We start from the raw sequence: 13024 nt of genomic DNA, 5'->3' as shown, positions 1-13024 counted from the left end.
TGATGATGTCTTAATTAGTCAAAGCACGGTGCGGATCGGTTCTGATCCGAATCGATCGCGTTCAACGCCGGAGCAGGACCGATGAACCGCCTGACACAGGCCAGTTCCCCCTACCTTCTGCAGCACCGGGACAATCCTGTCCATTGGTGGGAATGGGGCTCCGAGGCCCTGGCGGAGGCCAAACGCCTCGACAAGCCGATCCTGATCTCCATCGGCTATGCCGCCTGCCACTGGTGCCACGTGATGGCCCATGAGAGCTTCGAGGATCCGGACGTAGCCGCGGTCATGAACGAGCTCTTCGTCAACATCAAGGTCGACCGCGAGGAGCGGCCGGATGTGGACCATGTCTACATGAGCGCGCTCCATCTCCTGGGCGAGCCCGGCGGCTGGCCGCTCACCATGTTTCTCACGCCCGACGGCGAGCCGTTCTGGGGCGGCACCTATTTTCCGAAGGAGCCTCGGTTCGGGCGCCCGGGCTTCGTCGGCGTGCTGCGGGAGATTAGCCGTCTGTATTACGCCGAGCCGGAGCGCATCCTCAAGAACCGGGACGCCATCAAGCACCACCTCGCGACAACCGACCAGGGTGACGGCGGCACTCTCGGACCGGCCGATCTCGACCGGATGGGGCTGCGGCTGTCCGAGCTGATCGACACGGAAAACGGCGGCCTGCAGGGTGCGCCGAAATTCCCCAACCCGCCAATCCTGGAATACCTCATTCGTTATGCTGGCCGCACCGGCGATGCGGAGGCGCGGAGGCGTTTCCTCCTCACCCTGGAGCGCATGGCGCTCGGGGGGATCCACGATCATCTCGGCGGCGGCTTCGCCCGCTATTCCGTCGACGAGCGCTGGCTCGTGCCGCATTTCGAAAAGATGCTCTACGACAACGCGCAGCTCCTGGAGCTCTTTGCGCTGGCCTATGCCGAGACCGGCCGCGCCCTGTTCCGGGATGCCGCCACCGGCATCGTCGCCTGGCTCGAACGGGAGATGACCACGCCGGAAGGCGCCTTCGCGTCCAGCCTCGATGCGGATTCGGAGGGCGAGGAGGGCCGCTTCTATGTGTGGAGCGTGCCTGAGATCCGCGAGGTCCTGGGCGATGAGGACGCCGCCTTCTTCGCGCGTGTCTACGACATCAGCCCGGAGGGCAACTTCGAAGGCCACAACATCCCGAACCGGCTCGTCTCCGGCGAGGCGCCGCCCGCCGTGGAGGAGCGGCTCGCCATCATGCGGGAGAAGCTTCTGGACCGACGCGCCTCGCGGGTGAGGCCCGGCCTCGACGACAAGGTGCTGGCGGACTGGAACGGATTGATGATCGCAGGCCTGGTGCGCGCCGCTCCCCTCCTCGACCGGCCGGACTGGATCGCCCTCGCCCGGCGGGCCTATCGTTTCGTGTCTGAATCGATGAGCCGCGACGGCCGGCTCGGTCATTCCTGGCGCGGCGGCGCCCTGATCTTCCCGGGCTTCGCTCTCGACCATGCCGCCATGATGCGGGCGGCGCTCGCCCTTTACGAGGCGACGTCAGAACCCGCCTATCTCCGGGACGCGCAGACCTGGCGCGATGGGCTGCTCTCCGACTTCATGGTCGAGGAGGCCGGCTGTCTCGCCATGACGGCCCAGGGGGCCGATCCGCTCGTGGTCCGTCCGCAGCCGACCCATGACGACGCGGTGCCTAACGCCAACGGCGTTTTCGCCGAGGCGCTCGTTCGGCTGGCCCAGATCACCGAGACAGAAGGCGATCTCCAACGGGCCTCGGATGTACTGAGCCGGTTGGTGGGGCTCGCACGCTCGTCCCCGCTCGGCCACACCTCGATCCTCAACGCCCTCGACCTACACCTGCGCGGCCTGAGCATCCTCGTCACGGGAAGCGGGGCCGAGGCCCTGTTCGAGGCTGCGCAGAAAATCCCCTACCTCGATCGGAGCGTGCGCCGGCTGGGCGCAGACGAGGCACTCGACGACAACCACCCGGCCAAAGCCCTTGCCGCATCGAGCCCGGAGGCCCAAGCCCTCGTCTGTGCCGGCACGCGCTGCTCCCTGCCGGTGACGGATGCGGATGGGTTGAAGGCGCAGGTGGCGGAGATGCTGGCGGTGGAGGGCGAAACATAAATCAAGCACGAAAACTCTCCTCCCCCTTGTGGGGAGGAGTTGGAGGTGGGGGTGTGGGCATAAGTCGATTTCGAGAGAGCGCAGCGCCTTCAGCTGCTCACCTCTCCTTGAGGGAGAGGTCGCGCCGGAGGCGCGGGTGAAGGGTTACAGGTCTATCCGGAGAGGGCGTATCCCCTCACCCGGACCTGACAGTCCGACCTCTCCCCATGGGAGAGGTGAGGCTGCGGCACCGCCGTGCCTGGCCCTCCGCAGTAGCGGGCAAGCTCATCAGCAATCCGGCTCCGGTCGCTCCACCCCGCGCTTCAGGTGCGTCAAAGGCAGGGTCGCGTCGGATTTCACGCGCGTCAGGGCGAAGTTCGACCGGATGTCGCCGATCATCGGCAGGACCAGGAGCTTTTCCGTCAGCAGCGTCTCGTAGGCTTTCAGGTTGGTCACCACGATCTCGGCGATGAAATCGGCCGTGCCCGAGACCATGTGGCAGGCGACCACCTCGGGCATGGCGGCCAGCGCCTGCTGGAGCGCCTGCGCATTGTCGCGGGAATGCTTCTCCACCTTGATCTCGACGAAGACCGTCAGGCCGAGACCGACCGAGTCCCGGTCGAGCACGGCCCGGTAGCTGCGGATGAAGCCGTCGCGCTCCAGGCGCCGGACCCGCCGCAGGCAGGGCGAGGGCGAGAGGCCGACCTGATCGGCCAGCTCCTGGTTGGTCAGCCGCCCGTTGGCCTGAAGGGCTTTCAGGATCCGAAGGTCGATGGCGTCGAGATTGATGTAGGGCATGGATGCGCGAAACCCTGTTATCGCGCAATTTTCTGCCAAGAACACGCAATCATCAAGCGGAACTTCGCAAGGACATGTCTTGGCCTGGAAGGCTATGCTCAATGGCACCAAGGAGACTCATCATGTCCGATCTTGCCTGTCCCGCGCCTCGGGCGCGACGCCGCCCTGCCCTTATCGGCTGGCTCGCCGCCCTTGCCACGGTAACGATCTGGGCGGTCTGGGCCGTTGCCACCCGCCATGCGGTAACGCACGACCTGCCGCCGGCCGCCCTCGGTCTCGTGCGGTTCGGCGTCCCGGCCCTCCTGCTCATCCCGATCAGCTGGCGGATCGGCCTGTTTCCGAAAGGTCTCGGGATCGTCAAAGGGCTCGGGCTCCTCGGCTCCGGCGCGCCGTTCTTCCTGGTCGTGGCGCTGGGCATGCAATTCGCCCCGGCGGCGGAGATCGGGCCGCTGCTGCCGGGCACCATGCCGCTCTTCGTGGCGCTGATCGGCTGGCTCGCTTTCGGCGAGCGGCTCGGGCGCATCAGGGTCGCCGGTTTCGCCCTCATCCTGATCGGAGTCCTCTGCATCGGGGGCCATGGCCTGCTCTATGCCGGCAACGGTGCCTGGCGCGGGCATCTTCTGCTGCTCACCGGCGCCTGCCTGTGGGGGATCTACACCCATGCCTATCGCGGCAGCGGTCTGTCTGCCCTCCAGGCCGCCGCGCTCATCGGGCTGTGGTCCTTCCTGATCCTCTTGCCTTTCGGCGCCCCGTCTCTGGTCCGGGCGCTCGGCGACGGATTAGCCGGTCCAGTGATCGTGCAGGCGGTGCTCCAGGGTTTCCTGTCCGGCGTGGCGGGCATCATTCTCTACGGGATGGCCGTCGACCGTCTCGGCGCCTCACGGGCGGCCGCCGTCTCGCCCCTGGCGATCGTGCTGGCGGCGGTGCTCGCCGTTCCCGTCCTCGGCGAGATTCCGGATATGGCCGCTCTCGTCGGGATAACATTGGCGACGCTCGGCGTTGTGCTGGCGAGCGGCGTCTTCGGTCCCCCCGCGAAGGGATGACGAGGGCGCCCGTCACGGCACAGGAGCGACGATGTTCTTTTTCTTCTCGAACCGGCTGGGCTGCGCAGGCTCGCTCCTGGTCTCCGCGGTGCTGACCGTGATCGTGCTCGCTCTGATGGGGGTGTTCTGACGGCAAACAAAAACCCCATCCTCACGAGAAGGATGGGGCTGATGTTCGGAGCCGGACGGTCCGGCCGCCTCAGGTGTTCATCGAATCGAAGAATTCCTGGTTCGACTTGGTCTGGCGCAGCTTGTCGAGCAGGAACTCGATGGCATCGACCGTGCCCATCGGGTTGAGGATGCGGCGCAGCACGTACATCTTCTTGAGCGTGTCGCTCGGGACCAGGAGCTCTTCCTTGCGGGTGCCGGAGCGGGTGATGTCGATGGCCGGGAAGGTGCGCTTGTCGGACACCTTGCGGTCGAGGATGATTTCCGAGTTGCCGGTGCCCTTGAACTCTTCGAAGATCACCTCGTCCATGCGCGAGCCCGTGTCGATCAGCGCGGTCGCGATGATGGTGAGCGAGCCGCCCTCCTCGATGTTGCGCGCCGCACCGAAGAAGCGCTTCGGGCGCTGCAGGGCGTTGGCGTCGACACCGCCGGTGAGCACCTTGCCGGAGGACGGCACCACGGTGTTGTAGGCGCGGCCCAGACGGGTGATCGAGTCGAGCAGGATGACCACGTCACGGCCGTGCTCCACGAGGCGCTTGGCCTTCTCGATCACCATCTCGGCCACCTGCACGTGGCGGGTCGCCGGCTCGTCGAAGGTGGAGGCCACGACCTCGCCCTTCACGGAGCGCTGCATGTCGGTCACCTCCTCCGGGCGCTCGTCGATGAGCAGCACGATGAGGTAGCACTCGGGATGGTTGGTGGTGATCGACTGCGCCACGTTCTGCATCAGCACGGTCTTGCCGGTGCGCGGCGGCGCCACGATGAGGGCGCGCTGGCCCTTGCCGATGGGCGACACGATGTCGATGATGCGCGGCGAGAAATCCTTGCGCGTCGGATCGGCGATCTCGAGGTTGAAGCGCTCGTGCGGGAAGAGCGGCGTCAGGTTGTCGAAATGGACCTTGTGCCGGATCTTCTCCGGATCCTCGAAATTGATGGTGTTGACCTTGAGCAGGGCGAAATAGCGCTCGCCCTCCTTCGGGCCGCGGATCGGGCCGTCCACCGTGTCGCCGGTGCGCAGGCCGAACTTCCGGATCTGGGAGGGCGAGACGTAGATGTCGTCGGGGCCGGGCAGGTAGTTGGAATCGGCCGAGCGCAGGAAGCCGAAGCCGTCCTGCAGCACCTCGACGACGCCGGCGCCGATGATCTCCACCTCGCGCGCCGCCAGCTGCTTGAGGATGGCGAACATGAGCTCCTGCTTGCGCATGGTGCTCGCATTCTCGACCTCGAGCTCTTCGGCGAAGGTGATGAGTTCGGTGGCGGACTTGGATTTCAGGTCTTGAAGTTTGATTTCCCTCATCGGGGAACACTCTCGGGGTAAAATCGCGGGCAGATGGGGCTGTACGCGGGGAGATCGGGGAACGTTCGACAGGGCCGCTCAGTTCACGAGGGTGACTTGAGAGAGCCCTGGGGGCCCCGTGCAGCGCACCTGTCTTTAAGGAAGAGAAATCTTATGTAGCGTCTTTCGATCCAAGTCTCAAGAGGCTTTGGAACACAACCTCGCGAACGTCATTCCGGACGAGGCACAGCGGAGATCCGGGAGCGGTTCAGGATATAGGGCGCACTCCCTCTCCCTGAGGGAGAGGGTTGGGGTGAGGGGTTAGAGCCTTACCGGCTAGACCTGTAACCCCTCACCCGCGCCTCTGGCGCGACCTCTCCCATCGGGAGAGGTGAAGAAGCGCCACACTCGTCCCACGTTCCCGGATCGTCTGCGGCATCCGGTATGACGTTGGTATCCTCAAAACGGCTTCACGATCACCAGGATCACGATGCCGATCATGAGCACCGTCGGGACCTCGTTGATCATGCGGTAGAACTTCGCCGGGCGGGTGTTCCGGTCGGCGGCGAAATCCTTCACGGTGCGCGACAGGAAGCCGTGCACGCCGGAGAGGATCAGCACCAGGAGCACCTTCACGTGCAGCCAGCCGGAGGTGTACCAGCCGCCCTGCCAGATCAGGATCAGGCCAAGGATCCAGGCGATGCTCATGGCCGGGTTGATGATCGCCTTGAGGAGGCGCCGCTCCATGATCTTGAAGGTCTCGGACTGGATCGAGCCCTTCGGCGCGTCGCAGTGATAGACGAAGAGGCGCGGCAGATAGAGCATGCCGGCCATCCACGCGATGATGGCGATCACGTGGGCCGCCTTGATCCAGAGATACAGCATGTCAGCCCCCCCGCACGCGAGCGATCATCTGCTCCACGTGGTCGATCGGCGTCTCCGGCAGGATGCCGTGTCCGAGATTGAAGATATGCGGCCGGCCGCGCACCGCGTTCAGGATGTGGTCGACGCCCTTGGTCAGGGCCTCGCCTCCGGCGATGAGGGCGAGCGGATCGAGATTGCCCTGGGTCGCCACCGCGCCCGGCAGGGTCGGCAGCACGATTGCGGGATCGAGCGTCCAGTCGAGGGCGAGCGCGTCCCCGATGCCGGCCGCGGCGAAGCGGTGGAGATTGGCACCGCCGCCGCGCACGAAAACGATCACCTTCGCCTGCGGCCGCGCGCGTTTGAGGCCCTCGACCATCCGACGGATCGGCTCGAGGGAAAGCCGGTCGAAAAGCGCCGGCGGCAGGGCCGAGCCGAAGCTCTCGAAGATCTGGACCGCTTCGGCGCCCGCGTCGATCTGGCGGACGAGATAGGCCATGGAGGCCCGCACCAGGCGGTCGATGAGCGCATCCATGAAAGCCGGATCGCGATAGGCGGTGAGCCGGGCCGGCGCCTGGTCGGGCGTGCCCTTGCCGGCGATCATGTAGCTCGCCACCGTCCAGGGCGCGCCGCAGAAGCCGAGAAGGGTAGTCTCCTTCGGCAGCGACTGGCTCAGGCGGTCGAGGGTCTCGAAGACGGGATTCAACCGCTCCAGCGGCAGCTCGTCGGCAAGCCTCGAAAAATCTTTCGCGGAGGTGACCGGATCGAGTTTGGGACCCTCGTTCTCGACGAAACGCACGTCCTGACCCAGGGCATGGGGGATCACCAGGATGTCGGAGAACAGGATCGAGGCATCGAAGCCGAAGCGGCGGATCGGCTGGAGGGTTACTTCCTCGGCGAGCTTCGGATTGTAGCAGAGATCGAGGAAGGAGCCGGCCTGTTTCCGGGTCTCGCGGTATTCCGGCAGATAGCGACCGGCCTGACGCATGATCCAGATCGGCAGCGGCCAGACCGGCTCGCCGTTCAGCACGCGTAAAATCGCTTTGGTGGGACGCTCGCTCACAGGCCCTCTCTAATAAAGATAATCTTTGAATCTAAGAATCTGATGTTTCTCTTGGGCCGTGAATCACAAAGCCGCAACCCCGTCCACAGACGGTCCACATGGGCCGTCCCGTTAACGGGTCATTAACGGATGGGGCGAGCGTGCCACAATCCTTTCCGAATTGTTAAACCTTAACAGCCCGTTAACGAAGCTTAACCACATCTGAATCGAGTTCTTGCGGGTGATTCGTGCCGGATTCTCCCAAACCGCCAGCGGGAGACTCGCACAATCGGGAGCCCTGTTGATCGTTTGAGACGAATCCCACAGGCCCCCGCGCTGGACCTCCGCGCGACGGCGTTTTATCCACATTGATCGACTCCTCTTCCCGGAGAGCATCCGCCGTGGGACGCAGCTATTTCCATCTCCACCTCGTGTCGGACTCGACCGGCGAAACGCTCATCACCGTGGCGCGCGCGGTGGTGGCGCAATACGAGGGGGTGGCCGCCATCGAGCACGTCTATCCGCTCGTGCGCTCCAACACGCAGCTCGAACGGGTGATCAGCGAGATCGAGACCGCGCCGGGCATCGTGCTCTACACCCTGGTGGAGCAGGATCTGGCCCACCGGCTCGAGGAGGTCTGCCGCGCCACGGGCTCGCCGCATCTCTCCGTTCTGGAGCCGGTGCACGCCCTGCTCTCCTCCTATCTCGGCACGCATTCGACGGCGCGTCCGGGCGCGCAGCACATGCTCAACGCCGAATATTTCAAGCGCATCGATGCGATGAACTTCACGCTGCTCCACGACGACGGGCACCTGCCGCACGATCTCGACGACGCGGACGTGATCCTGGTGGGCGTGAGCCGCACCTCGAAGACGCCGACCGCCATCTATCTGGCCAACCGTGGCCTGAAGACGGCGAATATTCCCCTCGTGCCCGGGGTGCCGCCGCCGGCGGTTCTGGAGACGGCGCGGAAAGCCCTGATCGTCGGCCTTGTGGCCACGCCGGAGCGCATCGTGCAGATCCGGCAGAACCGTCTGCTCAGCCTCAACGCCGATGACGACACATCTTACGTGGACCGCGACGCGGTGGCCGAGGAACTCGCGGCCTCCCGGCGGCTGTTCGCCCGCAACGGCTGGCCGGTGATCGACGTGACCCGCCGCTCCATCGAGGAGACGGCGGCGGCGATCATCGATCTCTATCGCGACCACCGCCTGCGCTTCATTGCGGAATAAACCCATGCCGGCGCTCTGGACCCATTCCGACAAACTTCTCCTCGCCTCGAAGAGCGCGACACGGCTCGCCTTGCTCGTGAGCGCGGGCCTTCCGGTCGAGACCCAGGATTCCGGCGTCGACGAGCGGGCCGTCGAGGCGACGGCCGCGCAGGAGAGGCTCGATCCGCCGGCGCTCGCCGGACGGCTCGCGGCCGAAAAGGCGCTCGCCGTCAGCCGCCGCCATCCGGACCGGGTCGTGCTCGGGGCCGATCAGGTGCTCGCGTTCGAGGGTGCGGTGTTTCACAAGCCTGCGGACTGCGATGCGGCGAAAGCGCATCTGATGAGCCTGTCCGGACGGCGCCACGCCCTGCATTCGGCCGGCGCCATCGCCATCGGCGGACAGGTGGTGGAGCGCTTCCTGGCCAGCGCCGATCTCGCCATGCGGACTTTGACGGACGAGGCGGTCGATCTCTATCTCGACCTCGCCGGGCCCGATGTGCTCAGGAGCATCGGCGTTTACCAGGTCGAAGGGATCGGGGTGCATCTCTTCGAGACCGTCGAGGGGGACCATTCGACGATCCTGGGACTCCCGCTCCTTCCGTTCCTTGCCGCCCTGCGCCGTCTCGGCTGCCTCGCCCTTTAAGGATCTTGACGTCATGACGAAGGCCTTCGTCGTCGGCCATCCGATCAAGCATTCCCGCTCGCCCCTGATCCACGGCTATTGGCTGGAGCGATACGGCCTCGATGGCTCCTATGACCGCATCGACGTCGCACCTGTGAACTTCGGGGATTTCCTGAAAGGCTTCCGGTCAAAGGGCTATGCCGGCGGCAACGTTACCATCCCGCACAAGGAGATGGCCTTCTTCAACGTCGAACGCCGCACGGCCCAGGCTGAGCGCGTGGGCGCGGTGAACACCGTCTGGATCGAGGACGGGGTGCTCTGGGGCGACAACACGGACGTCGCCGGCTTCATGGCCCATCTCGATGCGAGCCTGGGGACAGGCTGGGAACAGGATGTGGAAACGGTTCTGGTGCTCGGAGCCGGCGGCGCCGCCCGGGCCGTGGTGGCGGGTCTCCAGGACAGGCCGATCAAGCGCATCTTCGTGGCGAACCGCACCCCGTCGAAGGCCGAGGACCTGGCACGCGATCTGAGATCCGGCAGCCCCGTGGGTCTGGAGACCTCGGCCTGGGAGGCGCTGCCGCGGGTGATCCCCCATGCCCGGCTCATCGTCAACACCACGTCCCTCGGCATGGCGGGCCAGCCACCGCTCGCCCTCGACCTGTCCCGGGCGCCGCGCAAGGCAATTGTCGCGGACATCGTCTATGTTCCGATCGAGACGCCGCTCCTGGCAGCCGCGTCGGCCGAGGGGCTGAGGACCGTCGACGGGCTCGGCATGCTGCTCCACCAGGCGGTGCCGGGCTTCCGGCGCTGGTTCGGCGTGACGCCCGAGGTGACGCCGGAGCTGCGGGGGCTGATCCTCGCCGACATCGAAGGTGCACGATGACCTTCGTGCTCGGCCTCACCGGCTCGATCGGCATGGGAAAATCGGCCACCGCCGATCTCTTCCGCCGGCTCGGCGTGCCGGTTCACGATGCCGACGCCGCAGTGCACAGGCTCTATCGCGGCCGCGCCGCGCCGTTGATCGAAAAGACCTTTCCCGGCACCGTGACGGAGGGAGCCGTCGACCGGGCGAAGCTTGGCGCCGCCGTTCTCGGCGACCCGGCGCGCATGAAGCAGCTGGAGGCCATCGTGCATCCGCTGGTGCGGGAGGAGGAGGAAGCTTTCCTCAGGCGAGTGTCGGCCCTTTCGCCGGTCGCCGTGCTGGACATTCCCCTCCTGTTCGAGACCGGCGGCGAGACGCGCTGCGATGCGGTTCTCGTGGTCACCGCGCCTGCGGCCGTACAGCGCGCCCGCGTCATGGCCCGGCCCGGCATGACGGACGAAAAATTTCATGCCATCCTGGCCAAGCAGATGAGGGACGAGGACAAGCGGGCCAGGGCGCATTTCCTGGTCGAGACCGGCCGCGGCTTTTCGTCCGCCGAGGCTCAGGTCCGGTCGATCCTCGCCTGTCTCGCCGGCCGGCCCGGGCGACGAAGCCATTGTTGATGAAAAGAGTTCGTGATGTTGCGTGAAATCGTTCTGGATACCGAAACCACCGGCACCAGCTATGCGAACGGCGACCGGGTGATCGAGATCGGCTGCGTCGAGCTCCTCAACCACATTCCCACGGGCAAGAGCTATCACGTCTACATCAACCCGGAATGTCCGGTCTCGCCCGGCGCCTTCGCGGTCCACGGGCTCTCGGACGAGTTTCTCAAGGACAAGCCGGTCTTCGCCGCCATCGCCGACGAGTTCGCCGCGTTCGTGCGCGATGCCCGTCTCGTCATCCACAACGCCGCCTTCGACATCGGCTTCCTCAACGCGGAATTCGCCCGCACCGGACACAAGCAGTTCAACCTGTCCGATGCGGTCGATACCCTCAGCATGGCCCGGCGCAAGCATCCGGGTGCGGCCAACAACCTCGATGCCCTCTGCGCGCGCTACGGGATCGACAATTCCAAGCGCACCAAGCACGGGGCGCTGCTCGACGCCGAGATCCTGGCCGAGGTCTATATCGAGCTGATCGGCGGCAAGCAGGTGGGCTTTGACCTCGCGGTGAGGCCCGCCGCCCGGGCCGGCGCGGCCCATTCGGGCGCGACAGGTGCCCGCGATGCCCGTCCGCGCACCCTGATCTCACGGCTGACCGAGTCGGAGCGCGCGGCGCACGAGGCCTTCATCCAGTCGCTGGGCCCCAGCGCCCTCTGGCGCGAGTACCTTGGTGAGGCCACGACCGAGGCGTCGTCCTGATCTGAACTACCTCCGTCGTCATCACCGGCCCTGTGCCGGTGATCCCGATCAATTGAAGCGCGTCGTTCTTCCGATCGGGATGGCCGGGACAAGCCCGGCCATGACGTCTGCCGTTTGTTCATCACGGGCCGGCCAAGCCCCCGGGCTGAGGGCTAGACCACAAAAATAAGGGCGAGGCAGTCACCCGCCTCGCCCGATCTGGACAGTCGAACCTCGTCCGAAGACTTAGGACAGCGTCTGACCGGCGCCGTTCTGCTGCCCCTGGACCTCGGCCGCGCGCTGGCGGTAGAGGGCCACGAAATCGATCGGGTCGATGTAGAGGGGCGGGAAGCCGCCGTTGCGCACCGCATCGGCCACCATCTGGCGCGCGAAGGGGAACAGCAGCCGCGGGCACTCGATCATCACCACCGGGTGCAGCTGCTCCTGCGGGATGTTCTGGATCCGGAACACGCCCGAATAGGTCAGCTCGAAGGCAAACAGCACGTCCTTGCCGCCGATCTTGGCATCGCCCTCGAGGGTGAGGTCGACCTCGAAATCGGCCTCGGCGAGCTGCTTGGCGTTCACGTTGACCTGCAGGTTGATCTGCGGGCCTTCCGATTGCTGCTGCAGGGAGCGGGGGGCGTTGGGATTCTCGAAGGAAAAGTCCTTGCAGTACTGCGCAAGGGCGTTGAGCGCGGGCGCTCCGTTGTTTGCCGGGTTCTCGGCCATGGGTTCATGCTCCCTAAGGGGTGTCTTGTCGGCCCGGACGGAACACGTCGTCGGGCAAAGCGCCGGCTCGCTTCGGGCCATGGGTCTTCGCGCTATCAGCTTCTCCGGCACGAAGCAAGATTTCAGCCGACTCATTTGCTTGTCGGGGGCAGAGGTGGATGTTACGACCTCAAGACCCCATATGCGAAGGATGACACCTTCGCCTCCTTGATACAACGCCCGGCGACAACCGGGCGCGGGCAGGCTCACAACGGATCGACGATGCAGGATTCCTTCGACATCACGACCCTCATTTTTATCGTACTCGCCGTTTTCGTGATCTGGCGTCTGCGCTCCGTTCTGGGGCAGAAGACCGGCAACGAGCAGCCCCCTTTCGATCCGATGTCGCGCCGGGATGCGCCCCTTCGTCCCGGCAATGCGCCGGCCGAGCCGGATCACAATGTGGTGCGCCTGCCCGGCGCCAACGGCGCCCGTCCCGCCGCCGAGGTCCCCTCGGCGGAGCGCTGGAAGGGCATCGCCGAGCCGGGAACTCCCATGGCCCAGGCCCTCGACGGCATTGCCCGGGCCGAGCCGGCCTTCAACGCGGCCGAGTTCCTGGAAGGCGCCAAGTCCGCCTATGAGATGATCGTCACCGCCTTCGCGCAGGGCGACCGCAAGACCCTCAAGGACCTCCTCGCGCGGGAGGTCTATGAAGGCTTCGAGCGGGCGATCACCGAGCGCGAGCGCAGAGGCGAGACGGTGGAGACCACCTTCGTGTCCATCGACAAGGCCGAGATGGCCGGAGCCGAGATCCAGGGCAAGACGGCCCAGATCGTGGTCCGTTTTCTCTCCAAGCTGATCACTGCGACCCGCGATGCCTCCGGCACCGTGGTCGATGGCAGCCCCGAGACCGTGGCCGACGTCACCGACGTGTGGACCTTCGCCCGCAGCCTCGGCAGCCGTGATCCCAACTGGCAGCTCGTGGCGACCGAAGCGGGGCAATGAGGCATG

Annotated in this window: 13 protein-coding genes; 8 read left to right on the top strand and 5 right to left on the bottom strand. The window is 65.8% G+C overall.

Annotation, left to right across the window (positions count from 1 at the left end):
• The first annotated feature begins 81 nt into the window (after positions 1-81).
• Positions 82-2100, top strand: a complete 2019-nt coding sequence (locus tag VB672_RS17600) for a thioredoxin domain-containing protein (protein WP_329785498.1) — start codon at positions 82-84, stop codon at positions 2098-2100.
• Positions 2101-2367: 267 nt separating this feature from the next.
• Here VB672_RS17600 and VB672_RS17595 read toward each other — a convergent pair whose 3' ends face one another.
• Positions 2368-2877 carry an Lrp/AsnC family transcriptional regulator gene (locus VB672_RS17595; protein ID WP_329785497.1) on the bottom strand — a complete coding sequence of 170 codons (510 nt, stop codon included), beginning with the start codon at positions 2875-2877 and terminating at the stop codon, positions 2368-2370.
• Positions 2878-2999: 122 nt separating this feature from the next.
• Between VB672_RS17595 and VB672_RS17590 the strand changes: the two genes are divergently transcribed.
• Complete coding sequence (locus VB672_RS17590) at positions 3000-3920, top strand: DMT family transporter (RefSeq protein ID WP_329785496.1); 921 nt, start codon at positions 3000-3002, stop codon at positions 3918-3920.
• Between the two features lie 199 nt (positions 3921-4119).
• Here VB672_RS17590 and rho read toward each other — a convergent pair whose 3' ends face one another.
• From rho to hemE, 3 genes are all read right to left on the bottom strand, one after another.
• A complete protein-coding gene (gene rho / locus VB672_RS17585; RefSeq protein ID WP_329785495.1) occupies positions 4120-5385 on the bottom strand; it encodes a transcription termination factor Rho in 1266 nt (421 codons plus the stop codon).
• Positions 5386-5823: 438 nt separating this feature from the next.
• Positions 5824-6249, bottom strand: coding sequence for a protoporphyrinogen oxidase HemJ (hemJ, locus tag VB672_RS17580; protein ID WP_329785494.1), 426 nt, complete (start codon positions 6247-6249; stop codon positions 5824-5826).
• A 1-nt stretch (position 6250) separates the two neighbouring features.
• Positions 6251-7288, bottom strand: coding sequence for a uroporphyrinogen decarboxylase (gene hemE, locus VB672_RS17575; protein WP_329785493.1), 1038 nt, complete (start codon positions 7286-7288; stop codon positions 6251-6253).
• Positions 7289-7668: 380 nt separating this feature from the next.
• Here hemE and VB672_RS17570 point away from each other — a divergent pair, with 380 nt between their 5' ends.
• The 5 genes from VB672_RS17570 to dnaQ are packed head-to-tail and all read left to right on the top strand — an operon-like array spanning position 7669 to position 11326.
• A complete protein-coding gene (locus VB672_RS17570; RefSeq protein WP_329785492.1) occupies positions 7669-8499 on the top strand; it encodes a pyruvate, water dikinase regulatory protein in 831 nt (276 codons plus the stop codon).
• A 4-nt stretch (positions 8500-8503) separates the two neighbouring features.
• Complete coding sequence (locus VB672_RS17565; protein WP_329785491.1) at positions 8504-9121, top strand: Maf family protein; 618 nt, start codon at positions 8504-8506, stop codon at positions 9119-9121.
• A 13-nt stretch (positions 9122-9134) separates the two neighbouring features.
• Entirely contained in the window at positions 9135-9983 is an 849-nt protein-coding gene (locus tag VB672_RS17560) for a shikimate dehydrogenase (protein WP_329785490.1), read from the top strand.
• Positions 9980-10585, top strand: a complete 606-nt coding sequence (gene coaE / locus VB672_RS17555) for a dephospho-CoA kinase (RefSeq protein WP_329785489.1) — start codon at positions 9980-9982, stop codon at positions 10583-10585. Before VB672_RS17560 ends, coaE begins: the two co-directional genes overlap by 4 nt.
• A 15-nt stretch (positions 10586-10600) precedes the next feature.
• Positions 10601-11326, top strand: coding sequence for a DNA polymerase III subunit epsilon (dnaQ, locus tag VB672_RS17550; RefSeq protein ID WP_329785488.1), 726 nt, complete (start codon positions 10601-10603; stop codon positions 11324-11326).
• 225 nt (positions 11327-11551) lie between these two features.
• Here the strand turns inward: dnaQ and secB are convergent, their stop codons facing one another.
• Entirely contained in the window at positions 11552-12034 is a 483-nt protein-coding gene (gene secB, locus VB672_RS17545) for a protein-export chaperone SecB (protein ID WP_329785487.1), read from the bottom strand.
• Positions 12035-12295: 261 nt separating this feature from the next.
• Here secB and VB672_RS17540 point away from each other — a divergent pair, with 261 nt between their 5' ends.
• A complete protein-coding gene (locus VB672_RS17540) occupies positions 12296-13018 on the top strand; it encodes a Tim44/TimA family putative adaptor protein (protein ID WP_329785486.1) in 723 nt (240 codons plus the stop codon).
• Positions 13019-13024: the final 6 nt, after the last annotated feature.

The organism is Microvirga sp. CF3016 (assembly GCF_036314085.1).
In the GTDB taxonomy this organism is placed as follows: Bacteria; Pseudomonadota; Alphaproteobacteria; order Rhizobiales; family Beijerinckiaceae; genus Microvirga.
The sequence above is the reverse complement of the archived record's forward strand: the minus strand, read 5'-3'. Positions and strand labels throughout refer to the sequence as shown.

Coding starts and splice junctions, on each gene's coding strand:
- VB672_RS17600 (WP_329785498.1), top strand. CDS start 82: ATGAACCGCCTGACACAGGCCAGTTCCCCCTACCTTCTGCAGCACCGG.
- VB672_RS17595 (WP_329785497.1), bottom strand. CDS start 2,877: ATGCCCTACATCAATCTCGACGCCATCGACCTTCGGATCCTGAAAGCC.
- VB672_RS17590 (WP_329785496.1), top strand. CDS start 3,000: ATGTCCGATCTTGCCTGTCCCGCGCCTCGGGCGCGACGCCGCCCTGCC.
- rho (WP_329785495.1), bottom strand. CDS start 5,385: ATGAGGGAAATCAAACTTCAAGACCTGAAATCCAAGTCCGCCACCGAA.
- hemJ (WP_329785494.1), bottom strand. CDS start 6,249: ATGCTGTATCTCTGGATCAAGGCGGCCCACGTGATCGCCATCATCGCG.
- VB672_RS17565 (WP_329785491.1), top strand. CDS start 8,504: ATGCCGGCGCTCTGGACCCATTCCGACAAACTTCTCCTCGCCTCGAAG.
- VB672_RS17560 (WP_329785490.1), top strand. CDS start 9,135: ATGACGAAGGCCTTCGTCGTCGGCCATCCGATCAAGCATTCCCGCTCG.
- coaE (WP_329785489.1), top strand. CDS start 9,980: ATGACCTTCGTGCTCGGCCTCACCGGCTCGATCGGCATGGGAAAATCG.
- dnaQ (WP_329785488.1), top strand. CDS start 10,601: ATGTTGCGTGAAATCGTTCTGGATACCGAAACCACCGGCACCAGCTAT.
- secB (WP_329785487.1), bottom strand. CDS start 12,034: ATGGCCGAGAACCCGGCAAACAACGGAGCGCCCGCGCTCAACGCCCTT.
- VB672_RS17540 (WP_329785486.1), top strand. CDS start 12,296: ATGCAGGATTCCTTCGACATCACGACCCTCATTTTTATCGTACTCGCC.